Genomic DNA, 24,892 nt, shown 5'->3' with positions numbered 1-24,892 from the left:
AATTGTCGCATTTTATCGAAAATATAGTTATAATAGACGTAGAGAAATTTAGGGGGTCTGAACATGTTTCAAGTACAAAAAGAATTAGCAAGTCATGAAGCAGTAATTGTTGCTTTATTTGAAGAAGATAAAATGAGCAGTTTTGTACAAGAGCTGGACAAAGCGTTTGAGGGACAATTACAAGTTTTATTAGAAGAAAAAGAACTTTCTACTAAGAAGAAAGCCATTTCAAAAGTACATAGCTTAGGAAAGACAAATGTTAAACGTTATTATTTTGTTGGTTTAGGTAAGAAAGAGTCATACACAACAGAAACGTTACGTGCAGCTCTTAGTAAAGCATTTAAATCGTTACAAGTGGCAAAAGTACAAGATGCAGCAATCTTACTTGATTCTTTCGTAACGGAGAAATTAGACGCGATTGATGTAGCTCATATTGCATCTGAAGTATATTGCCTTGGCACATACGGATTACAAACATATAAAACGGATAAAAAAGAAAGTGTAGAGCTAGAAAAGCTTACTGCTATTACAGCAGAAGATGCGCAAGAAATTGAAGCAGCATTAACAGTTGGATATGTGCATGGACGTGCAACGAATTCAGCTCGTACACTTGTAAATATGCCGCCAAACGTATTAACAGCGACAAAGCTTGCTGAGTATGCAGTTGAATTAGCTGAAAAATACGATATGGACTATAAAGTTCTTGAGAAAGAAGAGATGGAAGAGCTTGGTATGGGTGCATTACTTGCAGTAAACCAAGGTTCTACAGAGCCGCCAAAAATGATCGCTCTTATTTATAAAGGAAAAGAAGAGTGGACGGATGTAATTGGATTCGTTGGAAAAGGGATTACATATGATACAGGCGGCTACTCTTTAAAACCTCGTGAAAGCATGGTTGGTATGAAGGGAGATATGGGTGGTGCAGCAGCAGTTCTTGGTGCGATGGAAATCATCGGTGAACTTCGCCCTGAGCAAAATGTAATTGCTGTGATTCCATCAACTGATAATGTTGTAAGTGGTACAGCATTTAAGCCAGATGATGTTATTACATCTATGAGCGGAAAAACAATTGAAGTATTAAATACGGATGCAGAAGGTCGTCTAGCATTAGCTGATGGCATTACGTATGCGAAGAAACTTGGTGCAAATTACCTTGTTGATGTTGCAACGTTAACAGGTGGTGTAATTGTTGCACTTGGAAATCATACAACAGGTGCAATGACGAACGATGAAGAGTTGTTTGAACAAGTGTTAGAAGCATCAATGGAAACGGATGAGCCGATTTGGCAATTACCGATTTTTGAGCGTGATAAAGAACGTGTTCGAAACAGTAAATTTGCTGATCTAAATAACTCACCAGGTCGTGAAGGACATGCGGTTATGGCAGGTACATTCCTAGGTGAATTTGCAGAAGAGACACCATGGGTGCACTTAGACATCGCTGGAACATCTGAAACAACAGGTGCACATGATTTAGGCCCGGCTGGAGCAACAGGTGCGATGGTTCGTACACTTGCAACACTTGTTGAACGTTTCGGAGAAGAATAAAGAGTATGAAAAAAGCTGTTCGCAAAGGTCATGACATAATTGATCTTTGCGGAACAGTTTTTTTATTTTATAGGTACATATAGTGTTCTGCATTTTTTATAAAGAAATCGTATATAAAGTTCCATTTAAAGCGAATGAAGTACGCCCTGTTTCCTCAGAGACAACTAATATAAGGGAATCGCTTTTCTCTGATAAACCAATTGCGGCCCGGTGGCGTGTTCCTAGCTCAGAATCAATCTCTGTACTTTTTGTTAACGGAAGAATATTAGCAGCTGAGACAATATGATTATTTTTAATAAGAACGGCTCCGTCATGAAGAGGATTACCTGGATAAAAAATCGATTCGAGTAGTGGAGCGGTTAAGTGTGCGTTTAGTGTCGTTCCAGTTTGAATGAAAGAATCAAGAATATCGTTTCGTTCCACAACAATAAGAGCACCGTGTTTTCGGGTACTTAAATGTTGAACAGCTGTTGTGATAAAATGCGAACTTTCCGTATAAGGTGATAAGTATGCTTGAATATAATATGTAGCCGCTAACGTCTGTACGTTCGTTAACATATGATGAATATCTTCCATTTTACATAAAATACATTCATCTTCTTTATCGATTGCTTGTCTCATATTTGATAATTCTTTTTCGGCAATTTCGATCATCTGCTTTGTTTTTATTTTGAGCTCTTCTGACAAGCCCCATTCATGCATAATCCTCATTCCCTTTGGTGGAGTATTTAACCATAGTGTATACAAATATTTATAGTAAAATCCTGCTAGATTTTAAAAAATATTGAGATACAGGTTGTTTTTTTCATATAATGAAGTTATGACACGTGAGAGGAGATAGAAGGATGAATTGGGAACAAGAATTTAGTCGATGGCTTTCATATGCAGAATTAGATGTAGAATTAAAAGAACAGCTAGAGAACATGAGACAAGATGAGAAGAAGATTGAAGATAGCTTCTATAAAAACTTAGAGTTTGGTACAGGTGGTATGCGCGGTGAACTTGGTGCTGGTACGAATCGTTTAAATGTATATACAGTTCGTAAAGCAACAAAAGGATTAGCAAGATTTATTGAAAAATTAGGTGAGGAGGCGAAAAAACGCGGTGTTGTTGTAGCGTATGATTCTCGTCATAAATCACCTGAATTTGCAATGGAAGTAGCTGCTACACTTGGTGCACACGGTATTACAACATATGTATTTGAAAGCTTACGTCCAACGCCAGTGCTTTCTTTCGCAGTTCGTCATTTACATACAGTAAGTGGAATCGTTCTTACGGCGAGTCATAATCCACCTGAATATAACGGTTATAAAGTATATGGTGAAGATGGTGGGCAGTTGCCTCCAAAAGAAGCTGATGAGTTAATTAGCTACGTAAATGCAGTGAAAGATGAATTAACAGTTGAAGTTGCTGATGTGGAGCAATTAAAAGCTGACGGTTTATTACATATAATTGGACAAGAAGTAGATGATGCATATGCAGCAGAATTGAACAATGTCATTATTAATAAAGAAATGGTACAAAAAGTTGGTAAAGATTTAAAAATCGTCTTTACTCCCTTACACGGAACGTCAAATATTTCTGTACGCCGTGGCCTAGAAGAAGTTGGATTTACAGATGTAACGGTTGTGAAAGAGCAAGAGTTACCAGATCCAAACTTCTCTACAGTAAAATCGCCGAATCCAGAAGAGCATGCAGCGTTTGAGTATGCAATTCGTGACGGTGAAAAAGTTGGCGCAGACGTATTAATCGCAACTGATCCTGACGCAGACCGTTTAGGCGTAGCAGTTCGTAATCACGATGGTGAGTTCCAAGTATTAACTGGTAACCAAACAGGTGCATTAATGCTCGATTACTTATTATCACAAAAGAAAGAAAATGGAACTCTTCCGGCAAACGGTGTTGTTCTAAAAACAATCGTAACGTCTGAAATTGGCCGCACAATCGCAAAAGCATACGGTTTGGATACAGTTGATACGTTAACTGGATTTAAATTTATTGGTGAGAAAATTAAGCAGTATGAAGAAAGTGGGCAATATGAATTCCAATTTGGTTATGAGGAAAGCTATGGTTATTTAATTCGTCCATTCTGCCGTGATAAAGATGCGGTACAATCTGTCTTATTTGCATGTGAAGTAGCTGCATACTACAAAGCGCAAGGGAAAACGTTATATAATGGTCTATTAGAAGTATTCGAGAAGTATGGTTTCTTCCGTGAAGGTCTTGTATCGTTAACGTTAAAAGGAAAAGACGGTGCTGAACAGATTCAAGAGATGATGGCAACATTCCGTGAAAATCCTCCGAAGGAAGTAGCTGGCTTCACAGTCGTTGCGGTTGAGGATTATAAGGCAAGCATTATTACAACTTTACAAGATGGAAATAAGGAAGAGATTCACTTACCGAAATCAAATGTGTTAAAATATCAATTAGAAGATGGTTCTTGGTTCTGCTTACGTCCATCTGGCACAGAGCCAAAAATTAAATTCTACTTTGGTGTACAAGATGATTCCTTACAAAATAGTGAACAAAAGTTACTTACTATTAAAGAAGACATTATGAATCGTTTATAATAGAATAGAGTGCTACTGATAGGAAAAGAGGAGAACGGAGAACGACCTCCTCTTTTCTTATAGTTTTGTATGATGTAAAGGATTATTAAGAGTTGATGTTATAAATTTGCACCTTACTAAGAGAATTAGAATGAAAAGCGAGGGTATTTGTCATGAAAAAAGTGAGAAAAGCAATTATCCCGGCAGCGGGATTAGGAACACGTTTTTTACCAGCAACAAAAGCAATGCCAAAAGAAATGTTACCGATAGTAGATAAACCAACTATCCAATACATTGTAGAAGAAGCAGTGAAATCAGGCATCGAAGATATTATTATCGTTACTGGTAAAACAAAGCGCTCTATTGAAGATCACTTTGATAATGCATTTGAGCTAGAGCAAAACTTATTAGAAAAGAAAAAGTATGAGTTACTTGAAAAAGTACAGGCTTCTTCAAAAATGGTAGATATTCATTATATCCGTCAAAAAGAACCGAAAGGGCTAGGACATGCTGTTTGGTGTGCACGTAAATTCATCGGTGATGAGCCATTTGCAGTATTATTAGGTGATGATATCGTTGAAGCTGAAACACCATGTTTACGTCAATTAATGGACGAGTATGACAAAACACTTTCTTCTGTTATTGGTGTACAAACTGTTCCTGAGGCAGAAACACATCGCTACGGAATTATCGATCCGTTAGAGCAAGAGGGACGTCGTTATCAAGTTCGTAATTTCGTTGAAAAACCAGCGCAAGGTACTGCACCTTCAAACTTAGCGATCATGGGACGTTACGTTTTAACTCCTGAAATCTTTATGTTCTTGGAACAGCAACAAGTTGGAGCGGGTGGCGAAATTCAGTTAACGGATGCAATTCAAAGCTTAAATGAAATTCAACGTGTATTTGCGTATGATTTCGAAGGAAAGCGTTATGACGTTGGTGAAAAATTAGGATTTGTTCAAACAACAATTGAAATGGCATTGCAGCACGAAGAATTACGTGATGATATGCTTGTCATGATGAAGAAAATTCTAGATGAGCAAACGAAGCAAGAGTCTTAATATAATAAAAAGGAGTTGTTCCTATGGGAACAACTCCTTTTTATTATGAAATCGTCGAATGAGAATGTTGATAGGCTGAACGGCGTACAGCATAGTATATGCGAGGTGCGATAATAGCACCGATAATTGTAAATGCAATATCTTTTACTGCAAACCACATCATAATCATCCAAGCTGCTTTATAACTCATATTACCGCCCATGAAAATATTGACCGCTCCGTACATATAAGTAGTACCGATAATATACGTTAAAATGATTCCGGCGAAAGAAGCAATTGCAAAGGTGCTGAATGTTGGTCTTTCTTTTCGCTCCACTAGTTTTCCTGATACGTAAGCAACGATAATAAATGCGATAATAAAACCACCAGTAGGATCTAAAAGTGCTCCAAATCCAGCTTTGAAGTTAGCGAAGATTGGCGCACCTGCTACTCCAACAAGCATATAAACAGTCATTGATAATGCCCCTAGTCTACTTCCAAGAAGAAGCCCTGCTAAAATTGCGAAAAATGGTTGCATAGATAATGGAACGCCCGCTATTTGTAGGAATGGTGCCCAAGATACAATATTTGCACCAATAGCCATAAGAGCGACGAACATGGCAGCCAATGCTAGATCTAAAACATGAAATCTCCTCATATTGTTAACCCTCCGTTGTGTTTAGGTTAACAATATCGTAGCGAAAATATTTACTTGTTGTCAATCAAAATATTTTGATAAGAAGACTTTAAATAGTCTCTCAGCAATGTATATGGAATACGAAATTGCGGGATTCCGCTTGAATAAGGAGCAATTTCATATAAAGGGAAATAAATAACGAGATTATCTGGTTCTAAAAAGTAGTGGAACTTTTTAGCGCTCATTACCTTTTCGGCTGCGTCAGGAAAATAAATGCTTTCATTTTGTTTAATTTGTCTTACAATCTCTGTACGAATTATTTCTTTATATTTATCCTCTTGTTGAAATAGATCGTCTAAGTGTAATAATTTTTTTTCGTTCAAATCAAATGTATTTGCCTTCCACGTATAAAGTCCGTGCGCTCCGCCTGTATATTGATAGTAATTCACATATAGGCTGAGAAAAGGTGGTTTGTTTAAAGCTACTTTATAGTCAACATTTGCAACGTATGGATGAAAAGGTGTGCTAGATCCTTCTGTTTCTTTATAATATTTCTTCGCTTCTTTCTCTAACTTACTTTTAAATTTATCAGTAGAATTTTTGTAATAGGAATTCAGCTTATTTTGAAATTGTGAATCAGAAAAATTGTGAAAAGAAGGCCTATTAATTTGATATTCTATATAAGGTTTCTTACCTTTTTGTGTTACAGTCTTAACATCAATTGTCAGGTTGGATGCTTTGGCTGCATGCATACAATTTGGTACAATAGTCAGCAAGGAGAACATAAGCAGTAGTATACAAAATTTTTGTTTCATTTAGGTGAAACCTCCTTATATAAGTGTTATAGGTAGTTTGAAAGTAAATAGGTAAAAATATACATTTAATTAAAAGTGAGAGAAGGGGGAAACGATATGTCAAAAACTTTAATGGATTCGCTTGGAATTGAGTTGTTAGAAATGACAGAAGATAAGGTAGTTGCTACGATGCCGGTGGATGGACGTACGCATCAGCCGTTTGGCTTTTTACATGGCGGTGCATCTGTTGCTTTAGCAGAAACTGTGGCAAGTGTTGGTTCATACAATTTAATTGATCAAGAAAAATGTATTTGTTTCGGATTAGAAATTAACGCAAATCATATTCGTTCAAAGCAAGATGGAATTGTAACAGCGATTGGAACACCGATACATAGAGGACAAACAACGATGGTTTGGGATATTCGTATCATTGATGAAAATGACGATTTATTATGTATTTCAAGATGTACAGTAGCAATTAAAGAAAAACGTGAAAAATAGAAAAGAGGCGGCTCTTATGAGCCGCCTCTTTTTTATAATTAGAACTGAATTTTCTTCTCTAAGAAACCTTTTAGTTCGCTAATTGGCATACGAACTTGTTCCATTGTGTCACGGTCACGTACTGTAACAGCTTTGTCTTCAACTGAGTCGAAGTCATATGTGATACAGAATGGTGTACCGATTTCGTCTTGACGACGGTAACGTTTACCGATAGAGCCAGTTTCGTCAAAGTCTACCATGAAGTCTTTAGCTAGTTCTGCGAATACTTCAGTAGCACCTTCAGATAGCTTTTTAGATAATGGTAAGATCGCTGCTTTGTATGGTGCTAAAGCAGGGTGGAAACGAAGAACTGTACGAGAATCATTTTCTAATTGCTCTTCTTCATATGCATCACATAAGAATGCTAATGTTACACGGTCTGCACCTAGAGATGGCTCGATGCAATATGGTACGTAACGCTCATTCGTTTGTGGATCAATATAGTTAAAGTCTTCGTTAGAGTGTTCCATGTGACGTTTTAAATCGAAATCTGTACGAGATGCAACGCCCCAAAGTTCGCCCCAACCGAATGGGAATCTGAATTCAATATCAGTTGTTGCATTACTGTAGTGAGATAACTCTTCTTCACCGTGGTCACGAAGACGCATGCTTTCTTCAGTCATACCAAGTGAAAGTAACCAGTTTTTACAAGTTTCACGCCAGAATGCGAACCACTCTAAATCTTCACCAGGTTTACAGAAGAATTCAAGTTCCATTTGTTCGAATTCACGTGTACGGAATGTGAAGTTACCAGGTGTAATTTCGTTACGGAAACTTTTACCGATTTGGCCAATACCAAATGGAAGTTTTTTACGCATAGAGCGTTGTACGTTTTTAAAGTTTACGAAAATACCTTGTGCTGTTTCAGGACGAAGGAAGATTTCGTTTGTGCTAGACTCTGTAACACCTTGGAATGTTTTGAACATTAAGTTGAACTGACGGATTTCCGTGAATTCTTGACTACCGCAATCTGGGCATTTTACTTCATGTTCTTTCATTAAGTCAGCCATTTGGTCGAAAGTAAGACCGTCAACGACCATTTCGATGCCTTTTGCATCTAATGCATCTTCAATTAATTTGTCAGCACGGTGACGAGCTTTACATTTTTTACAGTCGATCATTGGGTCATTAAAGTTACCAACGTGACCAGAAGCGATCCAAGTTTTTGGGTTCATTAAGATAGCAGCATCTAACCCAACGTTGTATGGAGATTCTTGAATGAATTTTTTCCACCAAGCTTTTTTAACGTTATTTTTTAATTCGATTCCAAGTGGACCGTAATCCCAAGTGTTTGCAAGACCACCGTAAATTTCAGAACCAGGGAAAACAAAACCGCGATGTTTCGCTAAGTTTACAACTTGTTCCATTGAATACATAATAAAATCCTCCTTTTGAAAGTTAACGTATTGGCGATGACGTGATGGGTACTTGTGAAACGAGCTATTTCCGCCTCACATTTTGAACGAGCCGCTTCCGCTTTTAGGTATATCCAGCTCCGGTGACTAGAACAGTTGGTCATTTCGCGCCTTCCTGTGAGGCAAAAAGCGCCTCTTCGTCAGGAGCTCCAATGCCCTCCTGTTCTGAGCAAGTCACCTCCGCTTTTAAACATAAAAAAGCTCGTCTCTAGGCAATTTTGCCTAGGGACGAGCTTGTATATACCCGCGGTTCCACCCTAGTTGATGCGCATTTCGCACATCCACTTTCATCACGTATTGCTCGAGACTGCCGTTTCCTTGCGGTTTCAGGCTTTCACTATCCCTGAATCGCTTTTGTGCAAGTACTTATAAGTCCGTCATCGCTACTTATATTAATAATAATGAACATATTCTATCACGTTCTTTTTTAAATCACAATAGAGGAACCTGCCTATCTATGATAGAGTCTCGCCTATTTTTTCGTTATTTATTCCGTAAGTTTGTTTAATGTGCTTAATTGCTTCGCGTTTACTTAACGGAGCGAGTTTGTTAGTTTGAACGTATTCCCAAACTACATCAGGCTTTGTTTTTGCGTATTCACGAAGGACCCAGCCGATCGCTTTTTGAATGAAAAATTCTTTTGATGAGTTCAGTTGTCCGATAATCCAGAAAAGGAGTTCTTCATCCATCTTTTGTTTATATTTCAGCTGGAATAAAATAGCGGCACGTTGTAGCCATATGTTTTCTGATGCAATCCATTTTGGAATATATGCGGAAATTAATTCTGGATGTTTTAAAAAGATATCACCTAAAAATGTAGGGATGATGCCGTCGACAGTATCCCACCAAGATTTTGTAACAATAAGTTCTTCTAAAAAGGGGATATGAGTTTCATTTATATGTTTTCTATATTTTTGTAGTATGTCGAGTGCGGCAGCTTGAAATTCACGTTCTGGTAAGTCCCAAAGCTCACGTATGATAATTTGAAAGTCCTTTTTATCTGGGAGAGTATGTATTTGAATGACGTCTTTCAATAATTGTCTTCGCTCGGGAGTTTGAATACCGAGAAATGGGAAGTGATTTTTCATATAACGTGCCATCGGTTCTGCTTTTTCAGGATTTTTATGAGCTGTAAAATGCTCTTGTAATGCTTTTACAAACGGATGCATAAGTACGTTCTCCTCTCTTATTATCTTTCTCATATTATTATACAGAGAGTTTGGATGAATTTTAAAACATAACTTGTAGGTTAATGAAATATGTTGAGAAGAGAGAGGAGAGGATAAGATGGAAGATCAAGGCGTACTAGCAGGTTTCTTTGCTCTTAGTTTTGCGTTCGTTCTTGTCGTTTTAATTTGGGCCATTATTTCGTATTTGTTAACGGCTTTTGCACTTTATACGATGGCGAAAAATGATGGTGCAACTGATGGTGTTCTTGCGTTTATTCCTTTTTTAAATAGTAAGACATGGGGTGACTTAGCGAAAGATAAATTGCCAGATTTCTTGAAAGAAGAAGCAGGATGGAAAGTATTCGGTATATATGTCGCATGTTTCATCTTTAATTATGTACCAGTTATAAGTTTGCTAGCAGCGGCTGTGTCGATTGTGCTGTCTATTTATCTCATCTACGCTATTTTAGATAGATACGGAACGAATGCCATACTATTTACTATCATTCATACAATCACATTTTCGGTTTTCTTGCCGATTCATTTGTTTATTATTCGGAATGAACCGGTGAGATATAACGAGTAGATTTGCCGTTTTTTGTTGATAAGTCGATATAATGAGAAAACCGTCGATATATTTGAAATTGCGCTTATATATTGAGCTTTGTTCCAGAAAAAAAGCGCCCTGCTTGGCAGGGCGCTTTTTCTACTACATAAGGTAGCGTAAGTAAATGTAAATGTGAGAAATGATTAATGAAACAATCATAATTGGGAAGCCAACTTTTAGGAATTCCATGTAGCTAAATTTATGTCCTTCACGACTTGCGATTCCGGCTACGATTACGTTAGCAGAAGCACCGATTAATGTTCCATTTCCACCTAGGCAAGCACCTAATGCTAATGCCCACCATAGTACGTCGATTTGCGCGTCAGAAGGTGATAAACCTAGTCCGACTGCCATATCGTTAATAAGTGGGATCATTGTTGCAACGAATGGAATGTTATCGATTGTTGCAGAGGCGATACCAGATACCCATAGAATAAGAATAGATGCGTAAGAAATATCTCCGCCTGTTATTCCAATTACTTTTTGAGCTAACATTTTGATAAGACCGATGTCGATAAGTCCTCCAACGAGTACGAATAGTCCCGCGAAGAAGAAGATTGTTACCCACTCTACACTAGCGAATACCTCTTCAATTTCATGTTCTTTCACACCGATTAGCATAAGTACAGTAGCGCCAGTTAAGGCAATGATAGCTGCATCAATATGGAAAATGGAATGAGTCATGAAACCTACAATAGTAAGTCCAAGTACTGTTAAAGATTTCTTCATTAATACTGGATCTTTAATGTATTGTTTTTCATCTAAGCTCATTAATTTTTTAACTTGTACAGGATCAGCAATTAATTGCTTACGGTACATGAAGTAAAGCATTGTCGCTGTAACAGCAATGATAATAATTACGATAGGTGCTAAGTTTAATAAGAAAGCATTGAAATCTAAATGCTTATTTGCAGAGCCAATCATAATATTTGGTGGATCACCAATTAATGTTGCTGTTCCTCCGATGTTTGAAAAAATAATTTCAGAAAGTAAATATGGAACAGGATTTACTTGCAGTATGCGCGTAATAGATAAAGTAACTGGAACAACAAGAAGTACTGTTGTAACGTTATCTAAAAATGCGGAGCCAAGCGCGGTAAGTAAGGAAAGTGAAATTAAAATTTTAATTGGATTTCCTTGTGCTCCTTTTGCAGCTTTAATGGCAACGTATTGGAAGACCCCTGACTTACTTGTAATGTTTACTAGAATCATCATACCGATGAGTAACGTAATAGTTCCCCATTCGATATGTTTCGTAAAGGCGTTGTGTAAGTCAACGACACCCACAATTACCATGAGTGCTGCACCAAGAAGTGCGATGACAGCGCGGTTAATTTTTTCAGAAATAATAATGGCATATGTAATTAAAAAGACTGCGATAGCAAAATAATACTGCCAGTTTGCGAGCTCTTGCGTTGTTTCGTGCAAAACTCTCAGCTCCTTTCATTCACTTTTCTTAGTGTGTCAAAAATATTCTAGAAGAAACACACATAACGTCATTATAAAGTAGGAAAATGGCGGATGTAAATGAAAGGGGCTATTTTGTCATATTTTCTGCATAGGTCATTTTTTCTTATTTTTTAAAATATTTGCGGGCATTTGACATATATATAAGATACATCCAATCCGAATATTTAAAATGGAATCAGCGTTCGAGCTTGTTCGTGTAGGAGTGCCAAATAGAAAGGAATGACAAAAATGACAAGGAAGGGATCGTATGGATGAACAACGATTTTTATTTTTAGACTTTGAGTTTACGATGCCCCAGCATAGAAAAAAACCAAAAGGTTTTTTTCCAGAAATTATTGAGGTAGGACTCGTTTCAGTTGTTGGTTGTAAGGTGGAAGATACGTATTCGTCACATGTCAGGCCAAAAACATTTCCGTCCTTAACGGATCGATGTAAAAAATTTTTAGGAATTAAACAAGAAGTAGTGGACAAAGGAATTTCTTTTCATGAACTTGTTGAGAAACTTGCCGAATATGAAAAGAGATGCAAACCGACAATTGTAACGTGGGGAAATATGGATATGAAAGTATTGAAGCATAACTGCGAAATGGCGGGAGTAGCATTTCCGTTCTTCGGACAGTTCCGTGATTTATCGCTTGAGTATAAGAAGTTTTTTGGGGAGCGAAATCAAACAGGGTTGTGGAAAGCGATTGAGGCGTATGGAAAAGTAGGAACAGGAAAGCATCATTGTGCGCTTGATGATGCGATGACGACATATAATATTTTTAAGTTAGTAGAAAAAGATAAAGAGTATTTAGTCAAACCAGCACCTCCAACATTAGGGGAGCTTGTTGATTTTTCGAAAGTGTTAAAGAAAGTGAGTACACAGTAACGACCAAATTGCACAATATGTAATTTGGTCGTTTTGTTTTTTTTAGAGTTTGTAATCTTGCTTCAATTGCTGAAGTGTTTCTAGACTACGCCCTGCAAAAGGTGAATCATCTTCAGAAAATGAATTCATTTGAGTTTCTAATGCTAATTTTAGTGACTCTCTATAATCCGGGATTTCTCCTTCATATTTTTTCACCATTTGCTCTGGAATGTTCGTCTGTTCACGGAAAGCTAAAGCGCGTCTTTCATGGAAAAATGGTACATCAGCTTGTTTTACATTATGTAAATCACCCTGCACTGGATGTTTTAAAACAGCTAATACTTTTACGACGTAACTGCCAGGGCGGCTATTTGTAATTTCGCCGATATATTTTCCAGTTTTATAAATACCAGTAACGATTTCACCAATTTCAAATGTTTCTCTCATATTTTTCACCTCAAATTAATAGTAAGGAAAGTGCGTGAAGGAGTCAAAGAAATCATTCGTTCACGGAATGTCCTTGAGAATATGAATGGGTTCAACTATAATTTAAAATAATATAACAGAAAATTCTGATGTTTATTTTTATGAATCCCCTGATAAGGAGTGTTCCATATGATGCCTTTATATTTTCCGGAAGATAAAACAGAATATATTATTCCAGGTATTGTTTGCGTTCTATTTATCATCGGTGCGATTGCTACGTGGCGTATGTTCATTCGTGTATCAAAACGAGAAGCAGAGCGATTACAGAAAGTAGAAGAGAAGCTTTTAGCTGAGAAGAAACACTAATTCATTTTTGTATGTTTCCCTCTATGCTCGGACAATCTAAGGGCAGAATGTATTTTGGAGGGAATAGAATGAAAAGACGGCTTTTTTTCAGTTGTTGTTTGTTATTTCTGATGGCGGGTTGTGACCAAGGAAAGCCGAAAGAAATTGATGTGAAATTACATAATGCTTCAGGTGATGAAGTTGGGACTGCAAAAGTCGTTCAACAAACAAGTGGAGTGAAGATTAAGATTAAAGCGGAAGGTTTTACACCAGGCCCGCATGGAATACATGTACACGAAATTGGAGAGTGTAAAGCACCTCGTTTTGAATCATCGGGGAATCATTTTAATCCAGATAAGAAAAAGCACGGACTCCTCAATCCGAAAGGTGCAGAAAACGGTGATTTACCGAACGTAGTTGCAGACGGTTCTGGAAAGATTAAAGCGGAAATCGACGCGCCGCATATAACACTTGAAGAAGGGAAAACGACGATTCATAGAAAAGATGGAGCGTCTATTATAATTACAGAAAAACCTGATGATGGTATGACACAACCGACAGGAAAATCTGGTGATCGAATTGCTTGCGGTGTTATTGTTAAAAAAGCGTCAGAGATGAAGAAAAAATAGAAGCTACCATTGAAGGTAGCTTCTGTTATATTACGATGAAAATGTATTGCGAAGTCTGTTTAAAATCTCTTCTAAGACGGACCTTGGACAGCCGATGTTGATTCGAATATGCTCAGTTCCACCCGATCCATATTTCTCACCAGGTTCAACGATGATTTTCCCTTTCTCTTCGAGTAATGTTGTTCGCTCATTTTGAGAAAGGTTCAAGCGTGAACAATCAATCCACAGTAAAAAACTACCTTCTGGTTTAATTACAGAAAGAGTTGGTATGTGGTTTTGAATATACTCACAAGCAAATCGAGCGTTCTCTTCAACGTATAATCGAATTTCACTTAGCCAATCATTACATTCTGCATATGCACTTTGCATTGCTGTATAAGCAAATATATTTAATCCGTGGAATCCTTGTCTATATTGAATAGACGTAAAGGCATTACGGAGTTTTTCATCCGGAATAATAATGATAGATGCTTGTAACCCGGCGATATTAAATGTTTTGCTCGGAGCCATACAAGTAATTGTGCGCGCTGCTAATTCTTCAGATAAAGAGGCAAACGGTGTATGGGTATGACCTGCGTAAATAATATCAGCGTGAATTTCATCCGCGACAACGGTTACATTATATTTTGTACATAACGTACCGAGCTTTGTTAGTTCCTCTTTCGTCCAAACGCGTCCGATAGGATTGTGAGGGCTACAAAGAAGCATCAGTTTTACACCTTGTTGAAATTGCGTTTCTAAATGCTCGAAGTCTATCGCATATGTGCCATTTTGTTTCTGTAATGGACTTTCACATAATTTCCTGTTATTCGTTGTGACCATTTCAAAAAATGGTGGATAAATAGGAGGTTGTACGAGTACGGATTCTCCTTCTTTCGTTAAAGCTTGTATGCTTGTACTAAGAGCTGGAACGATGCCTGCGCTAAATACAATCCACTCTTTTTGTATATCCCAATTGTATTGGCTTTGTGCCCAATCACAAATAATATCTCCAATATTTTCGGGAGGAAGTGTATAGCCGAAAATAGGATGTTCTATCCGTTTTTGTAATGCAGCTTGAATTGGTTTTGGTACTTCAAAATCCATATCGGCAATCCAAGCATGAATGAGTTCTTCGTTTTTATATGTATCCCATTTTGTACTATGTGTTCCGCGACGATTTACCGTTTTATGAAATAGCTGCATATGTTTTCCCCTTTCTTCTGTAAAACCGTTAAGTTATGAAAGTTCTCTCTCTTCTTATAGAATAGCTGATGTGATACGATAAAGAAAAGCACTAAAAAGTGAAAAGGCGGGAAGTAGATGGGTGCATATGAAAAGATGATAGAGGTTGTGAAAAATTGGGACCCGTTTCAAATGGGACCAGAGTTTTACGAAACAGAAGCGAGCGATGTTGTGAACGTTGTAAGTGTGTTTGACGATCCAAAATATATCGCAAAGAAGATTCAACATATATACTTTATGTCTTTTGAGGAAGTGCCTGCGCTTGAAAAATGTGAGAAGTTAGCTGTGGAATTACTTGTACTAAAAGAAGGTGGAAGTTGTTCATTATAGGCTGTCGGAATTTTCGACAGCCTTTTTGTTTATTTTAGTTCGTTCGGATTAATTAAAGTTTCACTTTATCCCGCTTTATCGCGCGGAAAATGCCATGATTTCTTCATAAACATGTTCGGGTTTTTCTTCAGGTAGTAAGTGACCTGTATTTTCGTAAGAGATAAATGTTGAATTAGGTAAATCTTTGTGTAAGCGACGTCCTACCTGTAAAGGGACGACGCGATCTTTTTCACCCCAAATGAGTAATATTGGCGTTTCGATTTTTTGTAATTCAGTTGAAGATAAGTCACCTTCACGATCTCTTATCATTCGAGTTAAGGCAGGGAATATACGATTATCATAAAAAGGAGCAGCGTAGCCTTCCATCATTTCATTATCAATTAATGAATGGTCATGAACGACATTCATTAAGTTATGAACGATGCCTCTTCGAATAATCCAGTTCTTCACGTATAAATGGAAGAACGGTAAATAAGAAGAGTACAGTAAAGGCAAATTTGCGCGTGCTAAATAACTAGAACTGCATAGTAAAATCGTCTTTGAAATTAATTCAGGGCGTAGGCGGTTTACATAGAGTGAAATTTGTCCACCCATAGAGTGACCAACTAATACAATATCCGAGAGAGCTAGATGTTCTATCAGATCGATAATAATAGCCGCTAAATTGTGATAAGAATACTTAAAGAGATGAGATTTATCACTTTTTCCGAATGGAGGTAAATCCAGGGCAATTACTGTACCTTCTTTCATTAATAAAGGAATGAGGCGTCGATAGCTAAATGAGGAAGATAGGAAGCCGTGAACGAGTACGAAAGTAGGTCGCCCTTTATTAATATTATTATGTTCATACAATTCGTAATGAATAGTAGTGCCGCGAGTGGAAAAAGTGAAGTAAGGACATTTGCATTCATGATTCATTTTTTGTCACTCCATTGATTTTTGTTCATATCATCTCCAAGTAAGAAAAAGATATGTTAACAAAAAAAGGCAAGATGACTATGCCATCTTGCCTTACGCTTATTTATCCCGCTATTTGTGGGAGTCAGGCTGCCCGTAAAAGCCTGATTGGTGAGGACTAATAATCAGTGGGGGATGGATATCCCCCACTGATTAAAGTTTCACTTTATTATCCACGCACAATATTAGGTGGTGTTTTTCCTTGTAATCCTGCTACTAAATTTTCAGCAGCTGTCATTGCCATTTGCTGTCTCGTTTTTAATGTTGCAGATCCGATGTGCGGTAAAGTCACAACGTTTTGCAATGATAAGAGCGGATTATCTTTTTGGATAGGCTCTTGTGTAAATGTATCGATACCAGCTGCAAATATTTTCTTTTCTGTTAATGCATGAATTAATGCAGTTTCATCTACTGTTTTCCCTCGAGAGGCATTAATGAAGATTGCTGTTTCTTTCATTAATGAAAATTCTTTTTCTCCGATAAGATGATACGTTTCATCTGTTAATGGAGTAAGAAGAATAATAAAATCAGATTGTTTGATTAGCGTTTGTAAATCACAATATGTAGCGTCAAATTTTTGCTCAGCGTCTTCCTTACGACGACGATTATAGTAAAGAATGTTCATATCAAATCCAAATTTCGCACGTTTTGCGACCGCTTCCCCGATTCGCCCCATTCCAATAATACCGATTGTACTATGGTGCACATCTAGTCCGAAGTGTTCTTTTCCGATTTCAGCATTCCATTCACCGTTTTTTACATATGAATCGAGTTCACACACGCGGCGACCAGCAGATAACATAAGGGCGAAAACAAGGTCAGCTACCGTATCATCTAATACGTATGGTGTATTCGTTCCGATGACATTTCGACTTTGCATTGCTTTTAAATCAAAATTATCGTAACCAACAGAAATGTTGCTCACTACTTTTAAGTTAGGAGCGGCTTGTAATAACTCTTCATTTATGGCTGAGCCGAAATTAAGTAATCCATCTTTATCTTTTATTTTTTCTAATAAAACATCACGAGGTACTTTCTCATTTTGATCCCATGTTTCGTAATCGCAGTGTTCCGATAAATAAGTTTCTACAAATGTTGGAACTGGCTCAGCAATATATACTTTTGGTTTCACGGTTCCATCCCCTTTCATCTTTAACCCGATTGGTGCGGGATAATAATCAGTGGGAATGAACCTCCCACTGATTAAAGTTTCACTTTATTTTTACATAATTCTCTAAAAAAATCTTCTTTTCAAACAGGGAAGGCTATTTGTATAATTTAGACAAAAACAAAAGAGAGGATGAGTTATATGATGACTGAAAAGGAATTAGAATTGTTAGCTTGCCTTGAAAAAAATAGTCGTTTATCTGTAGAAGTATTAGCGAAGCTGTTAAGTATAGATGTAGAAGAAGCGAAAAAGATGGTTGCGAAATTAGAAAGTGAAAAAATTATCGTGGACTATGTAACACATATCGATTGGACAAAAGTGAAAGAACATACTGGTTTAACAGCAATGATTGATGTGAAAGTTACACCGAAGCGTGGCGTTGGTTTTGATGCAGTTGCTGAACAAATTTATCGCTATTCAGAAGTGAAATCAGTTTATTTAATGTCTGGTACATATGATCTTTCTATTACGTTAGAAGGAAAAACGATGGGCGAAGTAGCGATGTTTGTTTCTGAGAAATTAGCAACAATTGAATCCGTTGTTTCTACGACAACTCATTTTATTTTGAAGAAGTATAAACATGAGGGCATTATTTATGAAAAAACTGATGATGATAAGAGAATTGTGGTGACACCATGAAGCAATTTGAACTATCTAGAGTAGCAGAATCTTTACAACCATCCGGCATTCGAAAGTTTTTCGATTTAGCGGCGAGTATGAAAGGTGTTATTTCACTCGGAGTGGGAGAGCCTGACTTTGTTACACCTTGGAATGTAAGGCAAGCATGTATTCGTTCTTTAGAGCAAGGATATACAGCATATACAGCAAATGCAGGATTATTAGAGCTCCGTCAAGAAATAGCAAAGTATCTAAAAAAACAATTTGCAGTATCTTATGATCCAAATGATGAAATCATTGTTACAGTTGGAGCGAGCCAAGCGCTAGATGTAGCGATGCGCGCTATTGTAAATCCTGATGATGAAGTGCTTATTATTGAACCAAGCTTCGTTTCGTATGCACCGCTTGTTACGTTGGCTGGCGGAGTCCCGGTTCCAGTAGCGACTTCATTAGAAGATGAATTTAAAGTACAACCAGATCAAATTGAAGCAGCTATTACAGCAAAAACAAAGGCGATTTTACTTTGTTCTCCAAATAACCCAACAGGTGCAATGTTAAATAAATCCGAATTAGAAAAGCTAGCAGTCATTGTGGAGAAATATAATTTAATCGTATTATCTGATGAAATTTATGCAGAGCTCGTATATGACGAAGTATATACAAGTTTCGCGAGTATTAAAAATATGCGTGACCATACGATTTTAATTTCAGGATTTTCAAAAGGATTTGCGATGACGGGATGGCGTCTTGGTATGATTGCAGCCCCTGTTCAATTTTCAGAATTAATGCTTAAAATTCATCAATATTCAATGATGTGTGCACCGACGATGTCTCAATTTGCAGCACTTGAAGCATTGCGTGCAGGAAATGATGAAGTAATTCGAATGAGAGATAGTTATAAAAAGCGTCGCAACTTTATGACGACATCTTTCAATGAAATGGGCTTAACATGTCATGTACCGGGCGGAGCATTTTATGTCTTTCCTTCCATTGCTTCAACTGGACTATCTTCAGCAGAATTCGCAGAACAGTTATTATTAGAAGAAAAAGTGGCTGTTGTCCCCGGAAGTGTATTTGGAGACAGTGGTGAAGGATTCATTCGTTGTTCATATGCGACATCGCTTGAGCAACTTATGGAAGCAATGAAGAGAATGGAACGGTTCGTAGAGAATAAAAAAAGGACAAAACACAATACGTTTTGTCCATAAAAGGGGGGGAATACTAGAAAGCCATGTGTTAGTATTCTATCCCAATATTGGAGAATTATACGTATTATAGGAAATTTCTTCGTGAATTTTGAATGAGTTCTATCATAGTGGTATAATTTACTAATATAAGGTGTACTTATTCTAGATAGCTTTACTGAGGATAAGTACTAACCAATCGGATATTTAACAATAAATACATCTGCTTTGCTATCTACAATTGTAGAGAAAATGGTAAACGTATGGGAGTGTTTCATATGTCAGAACAATATACAACAGGAGTGGTTGTAACAGGGAAAGTGACTGGAATTCAAGATTACGGTGCATTTGTAGCGTTAGATGCAGAAACACAAGGACTTGTGCATATATCTGAAATTACAAATGGATATGTAAAGGATATTCATGACTTTTTAAAGGTCGGCGATACAGTAGAAGTAAAAGTACTTTCAATTGATGAAGAGCACAGAAAAATGAGTTTATCGTTAAAAGCGGCGAAAAGAAAACAAGGAAGGGTTCTTATACCGAAGCCAACCGATAAAGGGTTCAATACGCTGCGTGAAAAGCTAACGGAATGGATTGAAGAATCAGAGTTAACAAAGTAAAAGAGGAGCGCATATGAGCGTTCCTCTTTTACTTTGTCTTATGATATATATTTGCAAATATGATTGCATGCAATCATATTCGTATGTCGGAGATGAAAAAGACATACTGACTATCGAATTTCATGTGTTTCTGGGTGAGTACCAAGATTTTCGGATGGTTTAAATAGTAAACCAAGATTGATAAGCCCAGAAATACCAACGATGCCATAAATAATACGTGCGAGAGCTGAACTTTGTCCACCGAAAATGGCAGCCACTAAGTCAAACTGGAAGAACCCGATCAGTCCCCAGTTAACAGCACCGATTACAGTGAAGACTAATGCGATACGTTGCAGAGTACTCATGAAAAAGCCCCCCTTAATGTGAAGCATGAGCAAGCGAAGAGTTAATAAGAAAATGTAACTCCTTTATAGAATGGTGTAGTTTTGGTGTTTTTATACATAAATAATGTACGAAAAAGGATGTATATACATCTATACCGAAAAATGCGAATTTTTATGCGAAAAATGAACTTTTTCTAAAAAATAAATAATGGTTACGTTTACAATTGTTGAATCGCTTGATTTACAACTTTAGTTTCGCTAAAGTGAATACAGAAATACATATACATAATTGGAGGGAAAAAGATGAGTACACATGTAACGTTCGACTATTCTAAAGCGTTATCCTTCATCAGTGAACATGAACTAACTTATTTACGTGATGCAGTAAAAGTATCACACCATGCAATCCACGAAAAAACTGGAGCTGGGAACGATTTCCTTGGGTGGGTAGAGCTTCCGCTTCAATATGACAAAGAAGAATTTGCTCGCATTCAAAAATGCGCAGAAAAAATTAAAAATGACTCTGACATTTTACTTGTTGTAGGTATCGGTGGTTCTTACCTAGGAGCACGTGCAGCAATCGAAATGTTAAACCATTCTTTCTACAACACGCTTTCTAAAGAACAACGTAAAACTCCACAAGTGCTATTTGTTGGACAAAACATTAGCTCCACTTACATGAAAGATTTAATGGACGTACTAGAAGGTAAAGACTTCTCTATTAACGTTATTTCCAAATCAGGTACAACAACAGAGCCTGCAATCGCATTCCGTATTTTCCGTAAATTATTAGAAGAGAAATACGGCAAAGAGGAAGCTCGCAAACGTATTTATGCAACTACAGATAAAGCGCGTGGTGCTTTAAAAACATTAGCTGATAACGAAGGTTACGAAACATTCGTTATTCCAGATGATGTTGGCGGTCGTTTCTCTGTATTAACACCAGTAGGTTTATTACCGATCGCAGTAAGTGGCCTAAACATTGAAGAAATGATGAAAGGTGCAGCTGCTGGTCATGATGACTTCGCGACATCAGAACTTGAAGAAAACCCAGCTTACCAATACGCAGTAGTTCGTAATGCTCTATACAATAAAGGGAAAACAATTGAAATGCTTGTTAACTACGAGCCAGCACTTCAATACTTCTCTGAGTGGTGGAAACAGTTATTTGGTGAAAGTGAAGGAAAAGATCAAAAAGGTATTTTCCCATCTTCAGCAAACTTCTCAACTGACTTACACTCATTAGGTCAATACATTCAAGAAGGTCGCCGTGATCTATTCGAAACAGTTCTTAAAGTAGGTAAATCTACACATGAACTAAAAATCGAATTAGATGACAACGATTTAGATGGATTAAACTACCTTGCTGGTGAAACTGTAGACTTCGTAAACACAAAAGCATACGAAGGTACATTACTTGCACATAGCGACGGCGGAGTACCAAACTTAATCGTAAATATTCCAGAACTAAACGAGTATACATTCGGTTACCTTGTATACTTCTTCGAAAAAGCATGTGCGATGAGCGGCTACCTATTAGGCGTAAATCCATTTGACCAACCGGGAGTAGAAGCATACAAGAAAAACATGTTCGCTCTACTTGGAAAACCAGGATTCGAAGAACTAAAAGCAGAATTAGAAGAGCGTTTAAAATAAAAAAACTGTTGGGGACGAGCCCCAACAGTTTTTTTTATGGGATTTTTTGACGAGTAGCCGACATTCCGGATTGAATCTCATATATATTCAGAATGGAATGGGTATGCTAAAGGAAAGGTCTAGGAGGGATTGATTTGATTCCGATTCAATCAAATTTAGTAGGGTGTACATATGCGTTATATAAGTTAGAAGAGGTTATGAAGCCACTTGGATATAGTATTGGTGGCAATTGGGATTATGATAAAGGATGCTTTGATTACAAAATTGACGAAGAAGATGGTTACCAATTTTTACGAGTGCCATTTACGGCTGTGGATGGAGAGCTAGATGTGCCTGGTGTAGTAGTTCGTCTTGAAACACCGTATATTATTTCGCACGTATATCAAGACGAACTAGATAATGAAGTAAATACGTTAGCTGCTGGGACGAGCTTAGATCAGTTTGCTGAACCGAAAGATCCAGATGGAGATGTGAAAAGAAAGTATATCGATATTGGTAAAGTGCTAGTGCAAGAACTAGAAAAGCATTTTTTTAATGGCGAATAACAATGAGTACGTCACTTTCAATGATAATAAAAGAATGAACTGGATTAATCATATATTGTTCATCACGCTTTATACCCAATAAGAGGATATTTTGTTTTAAAAGAGTGTAGCTGCAATTAGCGAAAGTTTGTCCTATACATGATGGAGCTAGTTCCATCAGTTGTAATTTGTTATCAGAGATTTCATCGTAGAGCGAAAATAATACACCAGAAATAGAAGGGAATAAAAGGGAGGCGGTAAATACATAGCTTGTCAATTTATTTCCTTCTATAATTTCTGATGCCCCTGCTCTCGTTGCATTTTGTATTTGCTCTGAAGTAAGTAGTTCAGCAATACAGTGAATGTTTGGATTAAGTCCCTTTGCAGTTAAAATATTTAAAATGGACTGTGTATCTGCTAAGCTTTCATTTTTTTCTTTATCAGCCGTTATTAATATTGTGTGTGCTGTTGTAATGTTTGCTTTTTGTAAAGTTTGATCGTGGTGTGGACAGCCTTTTATAAATTCTAAATGATGAAATGGTTTTGGAAGTAAAGAGAGTGTTTCATCAATTAAAACGATATCAAGATTTGGTTGTAATACATGCATTTGTTTCACAACGTGTTTGGCACGTTCATTCCAACCAACGATAATCATATGTCCGCTAGAAGTAGCCGCTTCTTCTCCTTTAATCTTCATATATTGTTTACTAATCATTTCGGTAGCAAATAGAACCATATAATAAGAACAAAATCCAGTTCCTAATAAAATAATGCCTATTCCAATAAGTTTCCCTATCGTTGTATGCGGGGCAAAGTCACCATAGCCAACGGTGAAGATTGTAACGATTGACCACCAAATCCCATCGAACCATGTAATAAAGTGAGTGGGTTCTAGTGTATGTATAAGAAAACCAGAGAAAGTAGTAAGTACAATAATAAAACAAATTAAACGAAAAATAATGGAATCACGAAATGTATCTACTAAGTTCGGGCGCGATTTCAATTTTGTATTCCTCCTTACTTTGCAGGACTACATTCATTGTTACCATTATAGAAAAAAGAAAAACTCCCTAATTAAAAAGAGAGCTTGTTTCATGTTACATACTTTCGACTTCAGTTTGTTGAACACTTTCGAGGTGTTGCAGGGCGTAGTAAACATCAGCGGTATGTCTTTTTTGATCGATAGACAATTTAAGATGTAAATAGTGAGAACCACTTTCTAATGTTTTGAGCTTCATATTTTTAACCTTTATATCCATTGCTTTTATTTCCTCAATGACAATAGGGATATTGTCCATATCTCGTACAACAAGTTTGACGGCAATATCGCGTTGGCGTAATGACCTGGGGCCTAAAAAATTCATAGCTAATGGGATGAGTTCTACACTAATCATAAGGAAACACATCCCGAAAATGGCTTCGAGATAAAAGCCAGCTCCGACGGCAATGCCGATACCAGAAGCACCCCAAATCATAGCTGCGGTAGTTAGTCCTGCAATACTATCATTTCCTCTTCGTAAAATAACACCAGCACCTAAAAAACCGATTCCTGACACAATTTGAGCCGCCAGTCGAAGTGGATCCATATTCATATGGTCAGTGTGTGGTAAATTGTAAGCTGCTTTAATAGAAACAATAGTTAAGAGGCAGCTAATAATAGAAATAACTAAACAAGTTTTTAAACCGAGTGGTTTACGTTTTAATTCGCGTTCTAAACCGATAGCGAATCCTAAAATAGCTGAGAGACCTAGTTTTATTAATAAATCGGTGTAGTCCATGTATATTCCTCCTTGTATGATATGGTATATGAATAAAACGTTTATATAGAAAGAAACGTTTTTGGACAGAGTGACTTTCTATAGAATATATGTAGGAATTACTTAGAAATGAAAGAGATATTTCGTTTAAGTATATGATATTAAAAAAGAAATGTAGTTGTTTTAAAAAAGTTTTCAAAAGGTGTTGCATTTCGTTTTTCTGCATGCTATATTAATAAACGTCGCTGATGCAGAAACGCAGAAAACGACAAAAAAGAAATTGAAAAACTTAGTTGACATCGAAAAACGAAGATGTTAACATAAGGAAGTCGCAAATGAGCGACTAAGTAGTTCTTTGAAAACTGAACGAAACAAACAACGTGAAACGTCAATTTTTATTTTAGATGCTAGACAAACTAACTTTATTGGAGAGTTTGATCCTGGCTCAGGATGAACGCTGGCGGCGTGCCTAATACATGCAAGTCGAGCGAATGGATTAAGAGCTTGCT

Annotated in this window: 27 protein-coding genes and 1 rRNA gene; 15 read left to right on the top strand and 13 right to left on the bottom strand. The window is 37.1% G+C overall.

The annotated features are described in order from the left end of the window. The first annotated feature begins 63 nt into the window (after positions 1 to 63). Positions 64 to 1,548: a cytosol aminopeptidase gene (gene pepA / locus ACTFQM_RS19460; RefSeq protein WP_002174010.1), complete on the top strand. Its 1,485-nt coding sequence runs from the start codon at positions 64 to 66 to the stop codon at positions 1,546 to 1,548. Positions 1,549 to 1,644: 96 nt separating this feature from the next. Here the strand turns inward: pepA and cdaS are convergent, their stop codons facing one another. Further along, on the bottom strand, positions 1,645 to 2,250 hold the full coding sequence (gene cdaS, locus ACTFQM_RS19455) for a sporulation-specific diadenylate cyclase CdaS (protein WP_400487727.1): 606 nt from the start codon (positions 2,248 to 2,250) through the stop codon (positions 1,645 to 1,647). Positions 2,251 to 2,393: 143 nt separating this feature from the next. Here cdaS and ACTFQM_RS19450 point away from each other — a divergent pair, with 143 nt between their 5' ends. Both ACTFQM_RS19450 and galU read left to right on the top strand, forming a co-directional pair. Then, positions 2,394 to 4,118 carry a phospho-sugar mutase gene (locus tag ACTFQM_RS19450; protein ID WP_440035871.1) on the top strand — a complete coding sequence of 575 codons (1,725 nt, stop codon included), beginning with the start codon at positions 2,394 to 2,396 and terminating at the stop codon, positions 4,116 to 4,118. Between the two features lie 152 nt (positions 4,119 to 4,270). Continuing rightward, positions 4,271 to 5,158: a UTP--glucose-1-phosphate uridylyltransferase GalU gene (galU, locus tag ACTFQM_RS19445; RefSeq protein ID WP_440035869.1), complete on the top strand. Its 888-nt coding sequence runs from the start codon at positions 4,271 to 4,273 to the stop codon at positions 5,156 to 5,158. A gap of 43 nt (positions 5,159 to 5,201) precedes the next feature. On the opposite strand, the gene ACTFQM_RS19440 is transcribed toward galU, so the two are convergent. Then, the gene (locus ACTFQM_RS19440) at positions 5,202 to 5,795 is read right to left on the bottom strand and encodes a biotin transporter BioY (RefSeq protein WP_002174006.1); all 594 of its coding nucleotides are present in this window, start codon (positions 5,793 to 5,795) and stop codon (positions 5,202 to 5,204) included. 50 nt (positions 5,796 to 5,845) lie between these two features. Then, the gene (locus ACTFQM_RS19435; protein ID WP_400531152.1) at positions 5,846 to 6,589 is read right to left on the bottom strand and encodes a DUF3298 and DUF4163 domain-containing protein; all 744 of its coding nucleotides are present in this window, start codon (positions 6,587 to 6,589) and stop codon (positions 5,846 to 5,848) included. A 96-nt stretch (positions 6,590 to 6,685) separates the two neighbouring features. Here ACTFQM_RS19435 and ACTFQM_RS19430 point away from each other — a divergent pair, with 96 nt between their 5' ends. After that, positions 6,686 to 7,069, top strand: a complete 384-nt coding sequence (locus ACTFQM_RS19430) for a hotdog fold thioesterase (RefSeq protein ID WP_002174004.1) — start codon at positions 6,686 to 6,688, stop codon at positions 7,067 to 7,069. Between the two features lie 38 nt (positions 7,070 to 7,107). Here the strand turns inward: ACTFQM_RS19430 and ACTFQM_RS19425 are convergent, their stop codons facing one another. Continuing rightward, the gene (locus ACTFQM_RS19425) at positions 7,108 to 8,484 is read right to left on the bottom strand and encodes a glycine--tRNA ligase (RefSeq protein WP_000287156.1); all 1,377 of its coding nucleotides are present in this window, start codon (positions 8,482 to 8,484) and stop codon (positions 7,108 to 7,110) included. A 494-nt stretch (positions 8,485 to 8,978) separates the two neighbouring features. Next, positions 8,979 to 9,692 carry a DNA alkylation repair protein gene (locus ACTFQM_RS19420; RefSeq protein ID WP_440035865.1) on the bottom strand — a complete coding sequence of 238 codons (714 nt, stop codon included), beginning with the start codon at positions 9,690 to 9,692 and terminating at the stop codon, positions 8,979 to 8,981. 118 nt (positions 9,693 to 9,810) lie between these two features. Between ACTFQM_RS19420 and ACTFQM_RS19415 the strand changes: the two genes are divergently transcribed. After that, complete coding sequence (locus ACTFQM_RS19415) at positions 9,811 to 10,278, top strand: hypothetical protein (protein WP_440035862.1); 468 nt, start codon at positions 9,811 to 9,813, stop codon at positions 10,276 to 10,278. A 123-nt stretch (positions 10,279 to 10,401) separates the two neighbouring features. Here the strand turns inward: ACTFQM_RS19415 and ACTFQM_RS19410 are convergent, their stop codons facing one another. Beyond that, complete coding sequence (locus ACTFQM_RS19410; RefSeq protein WP_440035859.1) at positions 10,402 to 11,727, bottom strand: ArsB/NhaD family transporter; 1,326 nt, start codon at positions 11,725 to 11,727, stop codon at positions 10,402 to 10,404. A 289-nt stretch (positions 11,728 to 12,016) separates the two neighbouring features. On the opposite strand from ACTFQM_RS19410, the gene kapD reads away from it, so the two are divergent. After that, positions 12,017 to 12,640 (top strand): 3'-5' exonuclease KapD, encoded by a 624-nt coding sequence (gene kapD, locus ACTFQM_RS19405; protein ID WP_048375290.1) that lies wholly within the window; start codon positions 12,017 to 12,019, stop codon positions 12,638 to 12,640. A 42-nt stretch (positions 12,641 to 12,682) separates the two neighbouring features. Here kapD and ACTFQM_RS19400 read toward each other — a convergent pair whose 3' ends face one another. After that, a complete protein-coding gene (locus ACTFQM_RS19400; RefSeq protein ID WP_002173999.1) occupies positions 12,683 to 13,066 on the bottom strand; it encodes a kinase-associated lipoprotein B in 384 nt (127 codons plus the stop codon). Between the two features lie 168 nt (positions 13,067 to 13,234). Here ACTFQM_RS19400 and ACTFQM_RS19395 point away from each other — a divergent pair, with 168 nt between their 5' ends. Both ACTFQM_RS19395 and ACTFQM_RS19390 read left to right on the top strand, forming a co-directional pair. Next, the gene (locus ACTFQM_RS19395; RefSeq protein WP_176547726.1) at positions 13,235 to 13,411 is read left to right on the top strand and encodes a hypothetical protein; all 177 of its coding nucleotides are present in this window, start codon (positions 13,235 to 13,237) and stop codon (positions 13,409 to 13,411) included. 68 nt (positions 13,412 to 13,479) lie between these two features. Then, a complete protein-coding gene (locus ACTFQM_RS19390) occupies positions 13,480 to 14,019 on the top strand; it encodes a superoxide dismutase family protein (RefSeq protein ID WP_440035856.1) in 540 nt (179 codons plus the stop codon). 30 nt (positions 14,020 to 14,049) lie between these two features. On the opposite strand, the gene ACTFQM_RS19385 is transcribed toward ACTFQM_RS19390, so the two are convergent. Next, positions 14,050 to 15,204, bottom strand: coding sequence for a MalY/PatB family protein (locus ACTFQM_RS19385; protein WP_440035853.1), 1,155 nt, complete (start codon positions 15,202 to 15,204; stop codon positions 14,050 to 14,052). A gap of 117 nt (positions 15,205 to 15,321) precedes the next feature. On the opposite strand from ACTFQM_RS19385, the gene ACTFQM_RS19380 reads away from it, so the two are divergent. Beyond that, entirely contained in the window at positions 15,322 to 15,573 is a 252-nt protein-coding gene (locus ACTFQM_RS19380) for a YugE family protein (protein ID WP_002173995.1), read from the top strand. 75 nt (positions 15,574 to 15,648) lie between these two features. Here ACTFQM_RS19380 and ACTFQM_RS19375 read toward each other — a convergent pair whose 3' ends face one another. Both ACTFQM_RS19375 and ACTFQM_RS19370 read right to left on the bottom strand, forming a co-directional pair. Then, positions 15,649 to 16,491 carry an alpha/beta fold hydrolase gene (locus ACTFQM_RS19375; protein ID WP_327916485.1) on the bottom strand — a complete coding sequence of 281 codons (843 nt, stop codon included), beginning with the start codon at positions 16,489 to 16,491 and terminating at the stop codon, positions 15,649 to 15,651. A 208-nt stretch (positions 16,492 to 16,699) separates the two neighbouring features. After that, positions 16,700 to 17,680, bottom strand: coding sequence for a 2-hydroxyacid dehydrogenase (locus ACTFQM_RS19370; protein WP_440035849.1), 981 nt, complete (start codon positions 17,678 to 17,680; stop codon positions 16,700 to 16,702). Positions 17,681 to 17,839: 159 nt separating this feature from the next. Between ACTFQM_RS19370 and ACTFQM_RS19365 the strand changes: the two genes are divergently transcribed. From ACTFQM_RS19365 to yugI, 3 genes are all read left to right on the top strand, one after another. Continuing rightward, positions 17,840 to 18,337 (top strand): Lrp/AsnC family transcriptional regulator, encoded by a 498-nt coding sequence (locus ACTFQM_RS19365; protein WP_002173992.1) that lies wholly within the window; start codon positions 17,840 to 17,842, stop codon positions 18,335 to 18,337. Further along, a complete protein-coding gene (locus tag ACTFQM_RS19360; protein WP_440035846.1) occupies positions 18,334 to 19,524 on the top strand; it encodes an aminotransferase in 1,191 nt (396 codons plus the stop codon). The genes ACTFQM_RS19365 and ACTFQM_RS19360 overlap by 4 nt, the downstream gene beginning before the upstream one ends. A gap of 254 nt (positions 19,525 to 19,778) precedes the next feature. Next, positions 19,779 to 20,123, top strand: a complete 345-nt coding sequence (yugI, locus tag ACTFQM_RS19355) for a S1 domain-containing post-transcriptional regulator GSP13 (protein ID WP_002173990.1) — start codon at positions 19,779 to 19,781, stop codon at positions 20,121 to 20,123. A gap of 110 nt (positions 20,124 to 20,233) precedes the next feature. Here the strand turns inward: yugI and ACTFQM_RS19350 are convergent, their stop codons facing one another. Continuing rightward, entirely contained in the window at positions 20,234 to 20,467 is a 234-nt protein-coding gene (locus ACTFQM_RS19350) for a DUF378 domain-containing protein (protein ID WP_002173987.1), read from the bottom strand. Between the two features lie 282 nt (positions 20,468 to 20,749). On the opposite strand from ACTFQM_RS19350, the gene ACTFQM_RS19345 reads away from it, so the two are divergent. After that, the gene (locus ACTFQM_RS19345; protein ID WP_002173986.1) at positions 20,750 to 22,102 is read left to right on the top strand and encodes a glucose-6-phosphate isomerase; all 1,353 of its coding nucleotides are present in this window, start codon (positions 20,750 to 20,752) and stop codon (positions 22,100 to 22,102) included. A 134-nt stretch (positions 22,103 to 22,236) separates the two neighbouring features. Continuing rightward, complete coding sequence (locus ACTFQM_RS19340; protein ID WP_440035842.1) at positions 22,237 to 22,647, top strand: YugN-like family protein; 411 nt, start codon at positions 22,237 to 22,239, stop codon at positions 22,645 to 22,647. Here the strand turns inward: ACTFQM_RS19340 and ACTFQM_RS19335 are convergent. Next, on the bottom strand, positions 22,634 to 23,629 hold the full coding sequence (locus ACTFQM_RS19335) for a potassium channel family protein (RefSeq protein ID WP_002173984.1): 996 nt from the start codon (positions 23,627 to 23,629) through the stop codon (positions 22,634 to 22,636). The two genes, ACTFQM_RS19340 and ACTFQM_RS19335, sit on opposite strands and share 14 nt — an antisense overlap. Before the next feature lie 94 nt (positions 23,630 to 23,723). Beyond that, positions 23,724 to 24,404: an MgtC/SapB family protein gene (locus ACTFQM_RS19330; RefSeq protein WP_002173983.1), complete on the bottom strand. Its 681-nt coding sequence runs from the start codon at positions 24,402 to 24,404 to the stop codon at positions 23,724 to 23,726. Positions 24,405 to 24,805: 401 nt separating this feature from the next. Between ACTFQM_RS19330 and ACTFQM_RS19325 the strand changes: the two genes are divergently transcribed. Next, positions 24,806 to 24,892: ribosomal RNA gene (locus tag ACTFQM_RS19325) — 16S ribosomal RNA — on the top strand; the annotation flags it as partial.

The organism is Bacillus cereus group sp. MYBK30-2, from assembly GCF_051915945.1.
GTDB lineage: Bacteria > Bacillota > Bacilli > Bacillales > Bacillaceae_G > Bacillus_A > Bacillus_A paramycoides.
Note: the sequence above shows the minus strand (reverse complement) of the source record. Positions and strands in the feature narration are given on the sequence as shown.